Source organism: Nocardia sp. NPDC051900, assembly GCF_044452545.1.
GTDB lineage: Bacteria > Actinomycetota > Actinomycetes > Mycobacteriales > Mycobacteriaceae > Nocardia > Nocardia sichangensis.
On the sequence record NZ_JBITBU010000010.1, the window covers coordinates 287,652 to 304,498 of the forward strand.

The following is a 16,847-nucleotide window of genomic DNA, read 5'->3' on the forward strand; positions in this document are numbered from 1 at the left end:
CACGCTGTAAAGTGCGCTGGTGATCGCGACGCCGGGCACCACCCCAGCGCGGACCCGGAGCGGGCGTCGCGCCCGTATTTTCCTTACAGCCAGGAGCATGAGTTCATGACAGAAGCCGCCGCACCGGCCACCACGGCGAGCCGTGACGCGGATGCTGCGTTGTCCGCGCTGGGCACTCCGTTGCGCCCGTTCCGCTTCGCGGCGGCCGGGGAAGGAAACAAGCAGGAGGGCGGCGCGCGGAAGTTCGTGCAGACCGCTCAGCAGGCCGAGGAGTACGGCTTCGACACCTTCGTGGTGCCCGACCACCTCGGTGAGCAGATCGGGCCGATCGCCGCGCTCGGCGCGCTGACCCAGGCCACCGAGAAGATCCGGCTCGGCACGTCGGTGCTGGCGAACGGTTTCCGCCACCCCGTCGTGCTGGCCAAGGATCTGGCGACCATCGACGTGCTGTCCAAGGGCAGGCTCGAGGTCGGCGTCGGCGCGGGCTGGATCAAGGAGGAGTTCGAGAACGCGGGCATCCCGTACGAGTCGCCCGGTGTCCGGCTGGAGAAGCTGGACGAGTCGTTGACCATTCTCGACGTGCTGCTGCGCGGCCAGGAGTGCACCTTCGAGGGCAAGCACTACCAGGTCCGCGGCGTCAAGGGGACCCCACGCCCGCGGCAGGGCCCACGCCCCCCGATCTGCACCGGTGGCGGCGGTCCGAAGATGCTGCGGCTGGCCGCCAAGCACGCCGACATCGTCTCCGTCGTTCCCGTGACCACCAAGAACGGCAAGGGCCTGCTCTCCGGTATCACCATCGAGAAGGCCGTGGAAAAGGTGAATCTGATCAAGGAGGCCGCCGGTGACCGGTTCGCCGACATCGAGCTGAACTGGGCCATCACCGCCATCGTGATCACCGACGATCGCGAGAAGACCGCGGAGATGGCGCTGTCGGCGTTGGACCGGGGACTGCACCCGAACCTGGAGGTCGATGTGCAGCTGTCCGTCGAGGACATCCTGAACTCGCCCTACGTGGCGATCGGGACATTCGAGGAGATCGCCGAGCAGATCCGCCGTGTGCGGCAGCTCACCTCGATGTCCTATGTCGGTGTATTCCCCACCCAGATGGACGCGTTCGCCCCCGTTATTCCCCTGCTGCGGGACGAGTGAGCCGGTCTTCTCTGTAACATGACTCTGGTTTGAGTACATCTAGCCGATAAGCGGTCACCGCGCAGACCGCACAAAATCTGCAGGCTGGCTCTGCACTTGGAGCACCCGCGGGCGAAAGCGAGTCGGGGCCTCACAGGTAAAAGCGGCGATCTCGCCGTCTTGCTGCGTGTGCCTCGGAGGAGAAGAAGGAATGGAAGAGACTTTCGACGACTACCTGGACGAAACCGGGAACATCCGCATTCCCGAGGATCACACCCTGGTTGATCACGTCGAGAAGCACACCCGGAACGACGCGAACACCCTGGCGTATCGCTACATCGACTACTCGCGCGAGCGCGACGGTGAGGCGCAGGAGTTGACGTGGCGTGAGTTCGGTATTCGGCTGCGCGCGGTGGCCGCTCGACTGCAGCAGGTGACCAACCCGGGTGACCGGGTCGCGATCCTCGCGCCGCAGGGCTTGGATTACGTGATCTCCTTCTTCGCCGCGATCTACGCGGGCACCATCTCGGTCCCGCTGTTCGACCCGGACGAGCCGGGCCACACCGATCGCCTGCACGCGGTGCTCGGCGACTGTGAGCCCTCGGCCATCCTGACCGCGAGCTCCTCCGCGGCCGGGGTCCGGCAGTTCTTCCGCTCGCTGCCCGCCGCCCAGCGCCCGCGCATCATCGCGGTGGACGCGATTCCCGACAGCGTCGGCGAGAGCTGGGTGCGCCCGGACATCGCGATCGACGACATCGCCTACCTGCAGTACACCTCGGGGTCCACCCGGGTGCCCGCGGGTGTGGAGATCACGCACCGCGCGGTGGGCACCAACCTGCTGCAGATGGTCGACGCGATCAACCTGGACTGGAACTCACGCGGCGTCACCTGGCTGCCGCTGTTCCACGACATGGGCCTGCTGACGGTGATCCTGCCCGCGGTGGGCGGCAAGTACATCACCATCATGTCGCCGAGCGCGTTCGTGCGCCGTCCCTACCGGTGGATCAAGGAGCTGGCCGCGGTTTCCGACGGCGCCGGAACCTTCGCCGCCGCACCGAACTTCGCGTTCGAGCACGCCGCGGCGCGCGGTCTGCCGAAGAACGGCGAGTCGCTGGATCTGTCGAACGTCATCGGCCTGATCAACGGCAGTGAGCCGGTGACCACCTCGTCGATGAAGAAGTTCAACGAGGCGTTCGCCCCCTACGGGCTGCCCAAGACCGCCATCAAGCCCTGCTACGGCATGGCCGAGGCCACGCTGTTCGTCTCCGCCACCAAGGCCGAGGACGAGGCCAAGGTCACCTACGTCGACCGCAGGGAACTCAACGCGGGCCGCATGGTGAAGGTCGACCCCGGTCACGAGAACGCGATCGCGCAGGTGTCCTGCGGCTACATCGCGCTCTCGCAGTGGGCGACGATCATCGATCCGGAGTCGGTGGAGTCGGGCGGCGGTCGCGAGGTGCCCGACGGGCACGTCGGCGAGATCTGGCTGCATGGCAACAACATGGGCATCGGCTACTGGGGCCGTCCCGACGAGACGGCGGCGACGTTCCAGAACAAGGTCACCGAGCGCCTGTCCGAGGGCAGTCACGCCGAGGGCACCGAGCCGGACGCGAACTGGATGCGCACCGGCGACTACGGCGTGTACTTCGAGGGCGAGCTCTACATCACCGGTCGGGTCAAGGACCTGGTGATCGTGGACGGTCGCAACCACTACCCGCAGGACCTCGAGTTCTCCGCGCAGGAGGCCAGCACCGCGCTGCGTCCCGGCTTCGTGGCGGCGTTCTCGGTGCCCGCCAACCAGCTCCCGGCCGAAGTGTTCGAGCAGGGCAGCCACTCCGGCCTGCAGTTCGACGCCGACGACGCGTCCGAGCAGCTGGTCATCGTGGGTGAGCGCGGTCCTGGCGCGGGCAAGGCCGATCCGCTGCCGATCGCCGACGCGGTGCGCGCGGCGATCTCCCAGCGCCACGGCGTGACCGTTCGAGACGTGCTGCTGGTGCCCGCGGGATCGATCCCGCGCACCTCCAGCGGCAAGATCGCCCGCCGCGCCTGCCGGGCGGCCTATCTGGAGGGAACGCTGCGGGGTGGTTACACCCAGCAGGCTTTCCCCGATGCACCGGAAGAGTAATTGCCAGGGGCGGCCTCGGACCGACCATCGACGCTCGGCGCCGAGCTTCTCGAGCGCCGAGCGTCAAACCCGGTACGCCCGGTACGCAGACAGGTAGCTTGAGGAATTGATGGCTGACAACGAGGGCACGCCCACCCAGACGACCGACGCCCCACCCGTGGAGACCGTCGCCGACGCGGCGGCCCCGGCCGAGTCCGCGAAGGGCGGCGCGCAGACCGACATGTCGGTGGCGGAGCTGCGTGAGTGGCTGCGGCGCTGGGTCTCCGAGGCGACCGGGCAATCGATCGAGCAGATCACCGTGGACCGGCCGATGGAGGAGTTCGGGCTCGCCTCGCGGGACGCCATCGCCCTCGGCGGGGACATCGAGGAACTGACCGGCGTGATGCTGAACGCGACGATCGTGTACCAGCATCCGACCATCGCCTCGCTGGCCGAGCGGATCATCAACGGCGAGCCGGAGCTGCCCGCGGAGTCGTCCGACGACGCCTTCTACACCGCGGGTTACGCGCCGGGTGAGGCACACGACATCGCGATCGTGGGTCTGTCGACGCGGCTGCCCGGCGCGGGCGACACTCCGGAGTCGACGTGGGAATTCCTCATCGGACGCGGTGACGGCATCCGGGAGCGGCCAGAAGGGCGCTGGTCGGAGTTCCTGGCCGAGCCGCAGTTGGCGGAAGCGGTCGAGAACGCCAACACCAGGGGTGGCTATCTCGATCAGGACGTCGTCAAGGGTTTCGACGCCGAGTTCTTCGCCATGTCGCCGGTCGAGGTCGAGCGGGTCGATCCGCAGCAGCGCCTGATGATGGAGCTGACCTGGGAGGCGTTGGAGCACGCCAGGATTCCGGCCAGCGAACTCAAGGGCGAGCCGGTCGGCGTGTTCATCGGCTCGTCGGGCAACGACTTCATGCTGCTCGCGGCGCTCGGCCTCGGCAGCGAGCGCGATCCGAACGTGCCGGTATCGGCCGAGGCCTACGCGATCATGGGCAGCGTCACGTCCATCATCCCCAACCGGGTTTCCTACTTCTTCGACTTCCGCGGTCCGTCGGTGGCCGTCGACACCGCCTGCTCCTCGACGCTGGTCGCGGTGCACGAGGCGGTGCAGGCGCTGCGCAGCGGTGACGCTGATCTGGCGCTCGCCGGTGGCGTGAACATGTTGCTCGCGCCGATGGCCACGCTCGGTTTCGACGCCAATGGCGGCGTCGCCAAGGACGGTCACATCAAGGCATTCTCCAGCGACGCCGACGGCATGGTCCGCTCCGAGGGCGGCGGTCTGGTGGTGCTGAAGCGGCTCGCCGACGCGGAACGCGACGGCGACACGATCTACGCCGTGATCAAGGGCTCCGCGGTCAACAACGACGGGCGGTCCAACGGTCTGCTCGCCCCGAATCCCGACGCCCAGGCAGAAGTGCTGCGTCGCGCCTACCGGGACGCGGGCATCGCGCCGTCGGCGGTGGATTACATCGAGGCGCACGGAACCGGCACCCTGATCGGCGACCCGATCGAGGCCGACGCGCTCGGCCGCGTGGTCGGCCGGGGACGTGCGGCCGACAAGCCCGCGTTGCTCGGTTCGGCCAAGACCAACTTCGGTCACCTGGAGTCCGGCGCCGGTGCGGCGAGCCTGGCGAAGGTGATCATGTCGTTGCAGCACAACGTCATTCCACCGAACATCAACTACGCCGGACCGAACCCGTACATCCCGTGGGATCAGGCGCACCTGAAGATCGTCGACGAGCCCACCGAGTTCCCCCGCTACAGCGGCAAGGCCACCATCGGCATCTCCGGCTTCGGTTTCGGCGGCACCAACGCGCACGTCGTCGTCCAGGAGTACGTGCCCACCGCGACCGAGACCGAGGCTCCGTTCTCCGAACTCGAGGCCCGGCTGGACGAGGACGCGGTGGCGGAGAGCGCCGACGCAGAGACGGAATCCGCGGCAGGCGACGCCGTGGCCGAGGCGGCCGAAGCCGACGCGGAATGGACCGCCGAGCGCACCGAGCCGCTGCCGCAGATCCTGCCCGTGTCGGGTTATCTGCCTTCGCGGCGTCGTCGTGCCGCCGCCGAGCTGGCCGACTGGCTGGAATCCGAGGCGGGCGCGCAGACTCCGCTCGCCGATGTGGCGCGGTCGCTGGCCAAGCGCAGCCACTGGCGTTCGCGCGGCGTGGTGCTGGCGAAGACGCACGAAGAGGCGATCGCCGGACTGCGCGCCATCGCGGCGGGCAAGCCGGGGACCGGCGTCTTCACCGCCGACGCGCCCGCGGCCATGGGCCCGATGTGGGTGCTGGCCGGTTTCGGCGCGCAGCACCGCAAGATGGGCAAGCAGCTGTACCTGGAGAACTCGATCTTCGCGAAGGCTGTCGACGAGGTCGACGAGCTGGTGCAGGACGAGGCCGGATATTCGGTGCGCGAACTGTTCCTCGACGACAGCCAGGACTACAACGTCGGCACCTCGCAGGTCGGCATCTTCACCATCCAGGTCGGCCTGGCGGCGCTGCTGCGCGCGCACGGCGCGGAACCCGATGCGGTGGTGGGTCATTCCATGGGCGAGGTCGCCGGCGCGTACATCGCCGGTGGTCTCTCGCTCGAGGACGCGGTGCGCGTGATCTGCGCCCGTTCCCGCCTTATGGGCGAGGGCGAGCAGATGATCAGTGACGACGACGTGCGCAACATGGCGCTCATCGAGTACAGCGCCGAGGACGTCGCGAGCCTGCTGCCGGAATACCCGGACGTCGAGGTCGCGGTGTACGCCGCGCCGACGAACACGGTGATCGGCGGTCCGCAGGACCAGGTCGCGGCGATCGTCGCCCGGGTGGAGGCGGCGGGCAAGTTCGCCCGGGTGCTGCAGACCCGCGGTGCGGGCCACACCTCGCAGATGGATCCGCTGCTCGGCGAGCTGGCCGCGGAGCTGGCCGGTATCGAGCCGACCAAGCTGAAGACCGGCCTGTACTCGACGGTGCACAAGGAAGAGTTCTTCCGCTCCGGTCACGACCCGATCCATGACGAGGACTACTGGGTCAAGAACATGCGCCACAGCGTGTACTTCACCAACGCGGTGAAGCTCGCCGTGGACGCGGGGCACACGACCTTCCTGGAGCTGGCGCCGAATTCCGTCGCGCTGATGCAGGTGCTGGGCACCACCTTCGCCGCGGGCGTGCACGACGCGCAGCTCATCCCCACGCTCAAGCGCAAAGAAGACGAGTCCGCCGGTGTGATCGCCGCGCTCGCCCAGCTCTACGTGCACGGGCACAAGGTGGATCTGTTCTCGCTGCTCGGTGCAGGCGAGTACGCCGACGTTCCGCGTACCACGTTCGTGCGCAAGGAGTACTGGCCGAAGGTCCAGCTGTCCTCGGGCGGCAACGGCCGGGTTCCCGGTGCGCACGTGGCGCTGCCGGACGGCAGGCACGTCTGGGAGGTCCAGGCCTCCTCGGTGACCGATCTCTCCGGACTCGTGCGCGCCGCGGCGGCGCAGGTGCTCAGCGACGTGTCGCTGGGCGCGTCCATCCCGCACGCGCCGATCCCGGCTGCGGGCACGCTCACCACCACGCTCACCCCGCATCCCGGCGGCGCCTCGGTGCAGGTGCATGCCAAGGAGGGCAGCGCCTTCCGCCTGGTGTTCGACGCCGTGGTCACCTCCGGTGCTCCGCTGCCGGAACCTGTTGCGACCGAGACGGTCCCGGCGCCCGCCGCGCAGCCCCAGGGCGGCGCCGACATCGAGGTCGTGGAAACCTTCGGCGACCGGTGGGATCCGAACGGCACGCAGACCGTCGAGGAGCGGCTCGCGCTGATCGTCGCGGAGTCCATGGGTTACGCGGTCGAGGATCTTCCGATGGAGATCCCGCTGATGGAACTCGGTCTGGACTCGCTGATGGCGATGCGGATCAAGAACCGGGTCGAGTACGAGTTCGACATCCCGCAGTTGCAGGTACAGGCTGTGCGGGACGCGAGCCTGCACGAGGTCGGCAAGGTGCTGCGGTACGCGATCGAGCACCGCGACGAGGTGCAGGCGATGGCGGATCAGCAGGCCGCCGACAAGGCCGCGGGCGGTACCGGCGAGCTGGCCGTCGACTCCGATTTCATCGCCACGGCCCGCGCGGCGCTGGCCACCGGGGCCGACCCGGTCGCGGCGGTGACCGGCAAGACGACCGACGCGCCCGAGGCCGCACCGGCTGACGCGCCGACGGATTCCGTGCCGCCGGAAAGCGCTGTGCCCGAAGCCGTGGCGCCCGCCCCCCAGCCTGCTGCCGCGCCCGCAGCCGTGTTCGGCGGCGCTGCCCAGCAGCCCGCCGACGAGGACGACGTCCCGCCGCGCGACGCCGCCGAGCGCCTGACCTTCGCCACCTGGGCGGTGGTCACCGGCAAGTCGGCCGGAGGCATCTTCAACACGCTGCCGATCCTCGACGAGGACACCGCGGAGAAGCTGGCCGCGCGCCTGACCGAGCGGGTCAAGGCCGAGGTCACCGTGGACGACGTCCTCGATTGCGAGACCATCGAGCAGCTCTCCGACATCGTTCGCAACCTGCAGGACAGCGGCGCGGATGTGGACGGTTTCGTGCGTCCGCTTCGGGCGCGCGCGGAGGGCTCGAACGCGGTTCCGGTATTCGTGTTCCATCCGTCCGGTGGAAACACGCTGGTGTACGAGCCTCTGCTGAAGCGTCTGCCCGCCGACACGCCGATGTACGGCTTGGAACGGGTCGACGGTTCCATCGACGAACGAGCCCGCCAATACCTGCCCGAGCTGCGCAAGCTCCAGGGTGACGGGCCGTTCGTGCTGTACGGCTGGTCGCTGGGCGCGGTGCTGGCCATGCAGACCGCGCAACTGCTGCGGGCCGAGGGCGCGGACGTGCGCGTGGTCGGCCTGATCGATCTGGCCATTCCGACGCAGGGCGAGGACAACAGCCCCGAGGAGCGGGTGCGGCGGATCGAGCGCTACCAAACCTTCGCCAAGAAGACTTACGGCGTCGACGGCGAATTGGACCGCGAGCAGTTGGAGACACTGGCCGCGGCATCCGACGAAGAGCAGTTCAAGATGATCAGCGACCTGATCAAGATCAGTGGCGCGAAGATTCCCGGTGGCGTGCTCGAGCATCAGCGCACCTCGTGGATCGATAGTCGCCACCTCGCCCGTACCCAACCGTCCCACTACGACGGCAACGTCGTGCTCTACCTCGCCGATCGCTACCACGACGGGATGATCGAGCTCGAGCCACGCTTCGCCGACCGGGTGCCGAACGGCGGCTGGGACGAGTACATCCCGAATTTGGAGGTCGTCCACATCGCGGGCGACCACCTGCAGATCATCGACGAACCGCGGATCGGCAAGATCGGAGCCGACCTGACCGCGAAGCTCGCCGCGATCGAGGCGAAAGGGGCCAAGTGAGCACTACTGCCGAGAAACTCGCCGACCTGCGCAAGCGCCTGGATTTAGCGCAGGAGCCGGCGGGTGAAGCGGGCGTGGCCAAGCGGGCGAAGAAGGGTATTCCCAGCGCCCGCGACCGGATCAACATGCTGCTCGATCCGGGAACCTTCGTGGAAATCGGCGCGCTGGTCCGCAAACCGGGCGACTCCGCCGCGCTCTACGGCGACGGCGTCGTCACCGGGCACGGTTTGGTCGAAGGCAGGCCCGTGGCGGTGTTCTCGCACGACCAGACCGTCTACGGCGGTTCGGTCGGCGAGATGTTCGGCCGCAAGGTGGCCGGGATCCTGGAGTACGCCGCCAAGGTGGGGTGCCCGGTGGTCGGCATCAACGACTCCGGCGGCGCGCGCGTGCAGGAGGCGGTGACCTCACTGGCCTGGTACGCCGAGCTGGGGCGGCGGCAGGAGCCGCTGTCCGGGCTGGTCCCGCAGATCTCGATGATCCTCGGCAAATGCGCCGGTGGCGCCGTCTACGCCCCGATCAACACCGACGTGGTGGTGGCGACCGAAGAGGCGTACATGTTCGTCACCGGGCCGAAGGTGATCCGTGAGGTCACCGGCGAGGACGTGAGCCTCGAGGAACTCGGCGGCGCGCGCAGCCAGGCGGAGTACGGCAACATCCACCACGTGGCCAAGGACGAATCGGCCGCGTTCGAGTGGGTGCGCGACTACCTGAGCTACCTGCCGACCAGCTGCCAGGAGCTGGCGCCGATCGTGAATCCCGGCTTGGAGCCGGAGATCACCGACACCGACCTGGAGCTGAACTCGATCGTCCCGGACTCCGACAACTCCGGGTACGACATGCACGAGATCCTGCTGCGCATCTTCGACGACGGCGCCTTCCACGAATTCGGCGCTTCGGCGGGGCGCAACGTCATCACCGGCTTCGCCCGCGTGGACGGCCGCAGCGTCGGCGTGGTGGCCAACCAGCCGATGGTGTACGCGGGCGCGCTGGACGCCCGCGCCTCGGACAAGGCGGCGCATTTCGTGCGTCTGTGCGACGCGTTCGAGATCCCGCTGGTGTTCGTCGTGGACACGCCCGGGTTCCTGCCCGGCGTGGAACAGGAGAAGATCGGCGTCATCAAGCGCGGTGGACGGTTCCTGTTCTCCTACGTGGAGGCGTCGGTGCCGAAGGTCACCGTGGTGATCCGCAAGTCCTATGGCGGCGGTTACGCCGTGATGGGCTCCAAGCAGCTGGGCGCCGACGTGAACCTGGCCTGGCCGACGGCGCGGATCGCGGTCATGGGCGCCGAGAGCGCGGTCAGCTTGATCGGAGCCAAGCAGATCGACGCCGCGCCCGAGGACCAGCGGGCGGCGATTCGCCAGCAGATGATCGATTTCTACAACGCCACCGTGGCGACGCCGTGGGTGGCCGCCGAACGCGGATACGTCGACGCGGTCATCGAGCCGTCGACGACCCGACTGGAAATCCGTCGTGCGCTACAGCTTTTGCGGGACAAGTCCGTTGCCCGCAATCCGCGTAAGCATCACCTGCTGCCGCTGTAGCAACCGGTACACGATCGGGCCGCACCCCTTGGGGCGCGGCCCGATTCGCGTCTGGCGTCTCGAATGATCAGCTGACGGTGACGGATTCGATGACGACGTCGTCGACCGGCACGTCCTGATGCATGCCCGCCGAGGAGGTGCGGACACCCGCGATCTTGTCGACCACGTCGGCGCCCTCGGTCACCGCGCCGAAGACGGCGTAGCCCCAGCCCGCCGCGGTGGGAGCGGAGTGGTTGAGGAAGTCGTTGTCGGAGACATTGATGAAGAACTGCGCGGTGGCCGAGTGCGGGTCGTTGGTGCGCGCCATCGCGACGGTGTACTTGTTGTTCTTCAGGCCGTTGTTCGCTTCGTTCTGGATCGGGGCTTTGGTGCCCTTCTGACGCAACCCGGGCTCGAACCCGCCGCCCTGGATCATGAAGCCGGGGATGACGCGGTGGAAGATGGTGCCGTTGTAGTGGCCGGCGTTCGCGTAGTCCACGAAATTGCGCACGGTGTTCGGCGCTTTCTGATCGTCCAGCTCGAGCACGATCGATCCGTAGTTCGTCGAGATATTCACCTTGGTCATACACCCACCTTTCCATCCTTTCGTAGACCGTTGCGTCATACGGGTACTTTTCCAGTAGCGTCCGATACCGACGAACTGGTTTCGTGAGCACATGGGTAACTCGCCGGGAACGTCCAGAACCTGAGTCGCACCTGACGCAGGGCCTGAACGCAAATGGCGCGACGCCCCACTAGCACGGCCTAAAGACCCGGAGAGGCGGGGGAGCCAGCTAGCATTGCCAACCGTGCCCGACGCCGCAACCGCTGTACTCACGAAACCTCCCGCCGCCCCGGTGGTGACCCCGAACGATTTCCGGACCGCCCGGCTCATCGCGCTGGTGGCCGGAGTGCTCGGCGCGTTGTTCGCGCTGGCGACGCCGTTCCTGCCGGTCACGCAGACGACCGCGGTGCTGAACTGGCCGCAGGGCGGGACGCTCGGCAACGTGCAGGCGCCGCTGATGTCGCAGGTCCCGATCGACCTGAAGGCGACGATCCCGTGCGAGACGATCGCCCAGCTACCCGAGCGCGGTGGCATGCTGCTGGCCACCGCGCCGCCGCAGGGCGACCGGGCCGCGCTGGAGGCGCTGTTCGTGCGGGTGTCGGAGACCTCGGTGGACGTGATCGACCGCAACGCGGTGGTGGTGTCGGCCGACCGCAGCCGCATGGGCGAGTGCACGTCGTTGAGCATCGCCTCGGACAGCGACAGTACCTACGGCGCGTTCAACGGGATAACCAGGCAGGTGGAGCGGCCGATCGAGGGCGGGGCGCCCGGGGCGAACGAGTCGGTCACCGTGCCGGTGGAGGGGCAGCTCGGCGGCGATCTGCGGCCCCAGGTGGTCGGCGTGTTCTCCGATCTGAAGGGCGCGGCGCCGACCGGTTTGTCATTCACCATGACGGTGGACACCCGCTTCTCCTCCAGCCCGACCGCGATCAAGCTGGTCGCGATGATCGCGGCGGTGCTGTGCACGCTGATCGCCCTGGCGGCGCTGGCCCGGCTCGACAGCAGTGACGGGCGTGGGCACCGCCGGTTCCTGCCCGCGAACTGGCTGAAGCCGACCTGGGCGGACGGCGCGGTGGTCGGCACGCTGCTGCTGTGGCATTTCGCGGGCGCGAACACCTCCGACGACGGCTACATCCTCAGCATGGTGCGGGTGGCCCCGCACGCGGGCTACATGGCCAACTACTTCCGCTGGTACGGCGTGCCGGAGGCGCCGTTCGGCTGGTACTACTACGTCATCCAGGTCTTCTCGGAGATCTCCACCGCCAGCGCCTGGGTGCGGTTGCCTGCGCTGGCCTGCGCGATCCTGTGCTGGCTGGTGATCAGCCGCGAGGTGGTGCCCCGGCTGGGTCGCGGCGTCCGCACCAGCAAGGTGGCGCTGTGGACCGGCGGGCTGGTGTTCCTGGCGTTCTGGCTGCCGTTCGACAACGGCCTGCGCTCCGAGCCGATCGTCGCGCTCGGTGCGCTGCTGACCTGGGTGTCGATCGAGCGGGCCATCGCGACCGGGCGGCTGCTGCCCGCCGCGGTGGCCGTCCTGGTGGCGGCGTTCACTCTCGCCGCCGCGCCGACGGGCCTGATGTGCGTCGCAGCGCTGCTGGCCGGTATCCGTCCGATGCTGCGCATCGTGGTGCGCAAGCACCGGCAGTTCGCCGCGCTCGGCGCCGGTCGGTGGGGCTCGACGCTGCCGCTGCTCGCACCGATCGCCGCGGCGGGCGTGCTCGTGCTGACGGCCGTCTACACCGACCAGACCTTCGCGGGCATCCAGGAGGCCAACCGGGTTCGCCAGGTGACCGGGCCGAACCTGGCCTGGTACGAGGATTACCTGCGCTACTACTACCTGTTCGTGGAGACCGTCGACGGCTCGCTGTCGCGGCGCTTCGCCTTCCTGGTGATGCTGCTGTGCCTGTTCACCACCATGCTGGTGCTGCTGCGCCGCAGGCGGGTGCCGGGTATCTCCAGCGGTCCGACCTGGCGGTTGATGGGCGTGGTTTTCGGGACGATCTTCCTCATGATGTTCAACCCGACCAAGTGGACCCACCACTTCGGCGCGTACGCGGGCATCGCGGGTTCGCTGGCGGCGGTCACCGCGGTGGCGGTCTCGGCGAGCGCCCTGCGAGCCCGCAAGAACCGGGCCATCTTCCTGGCCGGGTTGCTGTTCGTGCTCGCGATCGCGTTCTCCGGCATCAACGGCTACTGGTACGTGTCCAGTTTCGGTGTGCCGTGGTTCGACAAGCGCGTCTCGCTGCACGGCTACCAGTCGAACACCCTCATGCTCGTGCTGTTCGGCGTGGCGCTGGCTTTGGTCGGTTGGTACGCGCTGCGGGAGGACTACACCGCGCCGCAGCCGTCGGCCAAGACGGCACGTGGCAGGCGGATCCGCCGGTTCGCGGCGATCCCACTGACCGTGGTCGCCGCGCTGATGGTCGCGCTCGAGGTGCTCTCGCTGGTGAAGGGCGCGGTCTCGCAGTATCCGGCGTACTCGCTGGCCCGGTCGAACATCGACGCGCTCAGCGGCAGCACCTGCGGCCTGGCCAATGACGTGCTGGTCGAGCCGGACCCGAACGCGGGCAAGTTGGAGCCGATCATGGATCCGGCGCATCCGCCGACGAATCCGTCCGATCCGCTGGCCGGTGTCGATCCGGTCGGTTTCGACCCCAACGGCGTGCCCAATGATCTGTCCGCCGACAGCGTCGAGGTGAAGCCGGGCACCGGGAACACTTCCACGCAGTCGGTCGGCGCGGCGTTCGCGGAGGGGCAGAGCGCGGGCACCGGCGGCGGCCAGGGCGCGCGCGGCGTCAACGGCTCCACCGTCGCCCTCCCGTTCGGCCTGGATCCGGCGACCACGCCGATCCTCGGCAGCTACCAGAACGGCGTGCAGCAGCCCGCGAACGTCACCTCGAGCTGGTACCAGTTGCCCGCGCGTTCGGCGGACAAGCCGCTGGTGGTGATCTCGGCCGCCGGTCGCATCCTCTCCTTCGACGACACCGGCGCGATGAAGTACGGTCAGTCGCTGACCGTCGACTACGGCAAGCGGCAGCCCGACGGCAGCGTGCAGAAGCTCGGCACCTACCTGCCGCGTGACATCGGCCCGTTCCCGTCCTGGCGCAACCTGCGGGTGCCGCTGGACGAGATCGCGCCCGACGCCGACGCGGTGCGCATCGTCGCCAACGACCCGATCCTGATCGGGGACCAGTGGCTGGCGTTCACGCCGCCGCGGATGCCGAAGTTGCAGACGCTCAACAGCCTGCTGGGTTCCCAGCAGCCGATCCTGCTGGACTGGGCGGTGGGCTTGCAGTTCCCATGCCAGCGTCCGTTCGACCACCGCAACGGCGTGGCCGAGGCGCCCGGCTACCGCATCCTGCCGGACCGCCCGCTGGCCATCAGCTCGACGAATACCTGGCAGGCCGAGGAGTTCGGCGGCGTGCTCGGCTTCACGCAGATGCTGGCCAGGTCCATCTCCGTGCCCACCTACCTGAAGGACGACTGGGCGCGGGACTGGGGCTCCCTGGAGCGCTACGAGCAGTACGACCGCAGCGCGGTCCCGGCGAAGCTGGACACCGGCACCGCGACGCGCTCGGGCCTCTGGTCGCCGGGCAGTATGCGGGTGTTCTGATCCGTTTCGGGCAAACACCAGGCCGTCGCATCGGTACAGGGACCGGATGCGACGGCCTTTGCCTTATCCAGGACATCGTCGCACGGGCTGAGCAGTGCGAATCCGTACCGTGAAATGCGCGAGCCGGCCGGTAGTCTCAGGGCATGACGAGCAGCGCACCCAGCGACTGGTACCGCTGGATCCCGGACCAGATCACGGCGCGGGACTACGAACAGCTGCCCCCTGATTTCTGCCGGACCATCGAGGTCATCGACGGCCATATCGTCAAGTGCGAAAGCCCCTCACGGCTGCATAATCGGGTGGCGCGGCGCATGGCCGCGCATATGGAAGCAGCGCGCAAGCCGGAACCGTGCTTGATGGTCGAGACCGACGTGGACGTCCGGCTCAGCGACGTTCCGCTCAGCCTCCGCCGACCGGACGTCGTCGTGTATCGCTGTCTGGACGACGATGCGCGACTGTATGCCGATGACACCGTGCTCGTGGTCGAGATCGTCTCTCCCGACAGTTCACACCACACCGATACGGTGGAGAAAAAGGCCGCATACGCGGCGGTCGGTATCCCGGTCTACCTCATCGTCTTCCTCACCGAGCCCGGCGATGGAATCGAGCAGATCGAGGAGTACCGGCTCTCCGAAGGTCGCTACCACCTGGTCTGTCTGCATACTCGCCGTCTGGCTGTGGACGTGCCGATACCCGTCGACGTCGCGTTCAGCGAGCTGGCCACGGGGTAGGTGCCCAGAACACAGGGCCGCCGCGCAGGTGAATCCTGCGCGGCGGCCCTGCCGTATGTCGCCGGTGCGTTACCGGGCGCTCAGACCTTCAGCCGAAGGCCGAGCTCGCGCCGGAGCACCTCTTGCGAAGGGAGGCGGCCGAGCACGCGCAGCACCGCAGGCCGCAGCTCCCGTTGTTCCTCTTCGTTGAGCAGTCCGACAAGATCGCGCAGATCCATTTCATCGAATGCCGTTGTCATGGCATTCAGATTAAGGCCAGCGGCCCGATTCGTCCTGCGATGCATAGCCACAGGTGGGAGCATATTTTTCAGACCGGACAACCGGTTTATTGGACGGTGCGGTCGTAGCGCGCCCGCGCGGCGATCACGTCGTCCATGCGTGTCTCCGCCCATGCTTTGACCGCGCTCATGACCGGCTGAAGACTGTGGCCGAGCGGGGTGAGTTCGTAGTCGACGCGGACCGGGACTTCCGCGGTGATCCGTCGCTCCACCAGGCCGTCGCGTTCCAGTCCGCGCAGCGTTTGCGTGAGCATCTTGGGACTCACGCCCGCGATGATCCGGTTCAGTTCGCCGTAGCGCAACGGCCCGTCGGCGAGGGCGGCCAATACGAGGCTCACCCATTTGTCGCTGATCCGGTCCAGGAGTTGCCGGGTCGGGCACTCGGCGATGTACGCGTCGTACCGCTGTTTTGCCAGCTCACGGCGCTGCGCCGCGGTCTTCGTCGCCATCGGGAGCACCTCGCTGCCTCTAACGCACTTTCGGGTAACTACTACCCATTGGATAGTAACCGTTCCTAGATTGGTCGGCAGCAGACAGGAAGGAACATCATGCGTGCAGTGGTAGTCCGCCGGCCGGGACCGGAAGCCGTGGTGGAGATCGTGGAAGTGCCGACTCCGCAGCCCGGCCCGGGTACGGTTCGCATCGCGGTCGCGGCGGCGACGGTGAACCCCGTGGATCTGATGGTGCGGGCGGGCGTGGGCGGCACGCCGTTCGCCGCGCAGCGCGATCAGTGGGGCGTCGGCTGGGATGTCGCGGGCACGGTCGACGCGCTCGGCGCGGGCGTCACGGAGTTCACGGTGGGGCAAGCGGTGATCGGCATCAGCGACCGGCTCGACGTCTCGCTCGGTGCGCAGGCCGACTACGTGGTGCTGGAGGTCGGGAACGTCGCACCCGCTCCGGTTTCCGTGTCGCCGGTGCAAGCGGCGACCCTCCCGCTCAACGGTCTCACCGCGCTCCAGGCTCTCGACGCGCTGGATCTCGCGTCCACCGACACGCTCCTGGTCACCGGCGCGGCGGGGGCTGTCGGCGGCTTCGCGGTCGAACTCGCGGCGGCGCAGGGTATCCGGGTGATCGCCGCGGCCGCACCCGCCGACGAGGACGCGGTGCGCGCCTTGGGCGCCACCGATTTCGTTCCGCGCCAGGCGTGCTTGCCGGATGCCGTCCGCGCCATCGTCCCCGGCGGCGTCGACGCCGCCCTGGACGCGGCCGCCCTCGGCCCGGCGACGCTCGCCGCGGTGCGCGGCGGCGGGCGATTCGCGTCGATCAGCGTTCCCGACACCCCGATCCCGTTGCGCGGCACCAAGGTCCACACAGTCCTTGTCCGCGCCGACCGCACCCGACTCGACCACCTCGTAACCCGAGTAGACGCGGGCAAACTAACCCTCCGCGTAGCGGCGACCCACCCCCTCACCGCCGTCCGAGAAGCCCAATCCCGCCTATCCCTCGGCGGCCTCCGCGGCCGCCTCGTCCTCACCCCCTGACACTCTCCACGAGTGGCACACGGCTGCGGCGAATCGCG

General features: G+C 68.3%; 10 protein-coding genes. 7 read left to right on the forward strand and 3 right to left on the reverse strand.

Annotation, left to right across the window (positions count from 1 at the left end; translation table 11 throughout):
• Positions 1–105 precede the first annotated feature (105 nt).
• The 4 genes from ACIA5H_RS19690 (at position 106) to ACIA5H_RS19705 (ending at position 10,165) form a co-directional block, all read left to right on the forward strand.
• On the forward strand, positions 106–1,149 hold the full coding sequence (locus ACIA5H_RS19690; RefSeq protein WP_356963344.1) for an LLM class F420-dependent oxidoreductase: 1,044 nt from the start codon (positions 106–108) through the stop codon (positions 1,147–1,149).
• A gap of 190 nt (positions 1,150–1,339) precedes the next feature.
• Positions 1,340–3,253: a long-chain-fatty-acid--AMP ligase FadD32 gene (gene fadD32, locus ACIA5H_RS19695; protein ID WP_355073128.1), complete on the forward strand. Its 1,914-nt coding sequence runs from the start codon at positions 1,340–1,342 to the stop codon at positions 3,251–3,253.
• A gap of 109 nt (positions 3,254–3,362) precedes the next feature.
• Complete coding sequence (gene pks13, locus ACIA5H_RS19700) at positions 3,363–8,624, forward strand: polyketide synthase Pks13 (RefSeq protein WP_397077003.1); 5,262 nt, start codon at positions 3,363–3,365, stop codon at positions 8,622–8,624.
• On the forward strand, positions 8,621–10,165 hold the full coding sequence (locus ACIA5H_RS19705) for an acyl-CoA carboxylase subunit beta (protein WP_355073124.1): 1,545 nt from the start codon (positions 8,621–8,623) through the stop codon (positions 10,163–10,165). Before pks13 ends, ACIA5H_RS19705 begins: the two co-directional genes overlap by 4 nt.
• A 67-nt stretch (positions 10,166–10,232) precedes the next feature.
• Here the strand turns inward: ACIA5H_RS19705 and ACIA5H_RS19710 are convergent, their stop codons facing one another.
• Positions 10,233–10,730: a peptidylprolyl isomerase gene (locus tag ACIA5H_RS19710; protein WP_379249880.1), complete on the reverse strand. Its 498-nt coding sequence runs from the start codon at positions 10,728–10,730 to the stop codon at positions 10,233–10,235.
• A 223-nt stretch (positions 10,731–10,953) separates the two neighbouring features.
• Here ACIA5H_RS19710 and ACIA5H_RS19715 point away from each other — a divergent pair, with 223 nt between their 5' ends.
• Together ACIA5H_RS19715 and ACIA5H_RS19720 are read left to right on the forward strand one after the other, a co-directional pair.
• Entirely contained in the window at positions 10,954–14,319 is a 3,366-nt protein-coding gene (locus ACIA5H_RS19715; protein ID WP_397077004.1) for an arabinosyltransferase domain-containing protein, read from the forward strand.
• 143 nt (positions 14,320–14,462) lie between these two features.
• The gene (locus ACIA5H_RS19720) at positions 14,463–15,050 is read left to right on the forward strand and encodes a Uma2 family endonuclease (protein WP_355073120.1); all 588 of its coding nucleotides are present in this window, start codon (positions 14,463–14,465) and stop codon (positions 15,048–15,050) included.
• 80 nt (positions 15,051–15,130) lie between these two features.
• Here the strand turns inward: ACIA5H_RS19720 and ACIA5H_RS19725 are convergent, their stop codons facing one another.
• A complete protein-coding gene (locus ACIA5H_RS19725) occupies positions 15,131–15,289 on the reverse strand; it encodes a hypothetical protein (RefSeq protein ID WP_169332658.1) in 159 nt (52 codons plus the stop codon).
• An 86-nt stretch (positions 15,290–15,375) separates the two neighbouring features.
• Positions 15,376–15,777: a helix-turn-helix domain-containing protein gene (locus ACIA5H_RS19730; protein ID WP_355073117.1), complete on the reverse strand. Its 402-nt coding sequence runs from the start codon at positions 15,775–15,777 to the stop codon at positions 15,376–15,378.
• Between the two features lie 99 nt (positions 15,778–15,876).
• Here ACIA5H_RS19730 and ACIA5H_RS19735 point away from each other — a divergent pair, with 99 nt between their 5' ends.
• Positions 15,877–16,809, forward strand: coding sequence for an NADP-dependent oxidoreductase (locus ACIA5H_RS19735; protein WP_397077005.1), 933 nt, complete (start codon positions 15,877–15,879; stop codon positions 16,807–16,809).
• Positions 16,810–16,847: the final 38 nt, after the last annotated feature.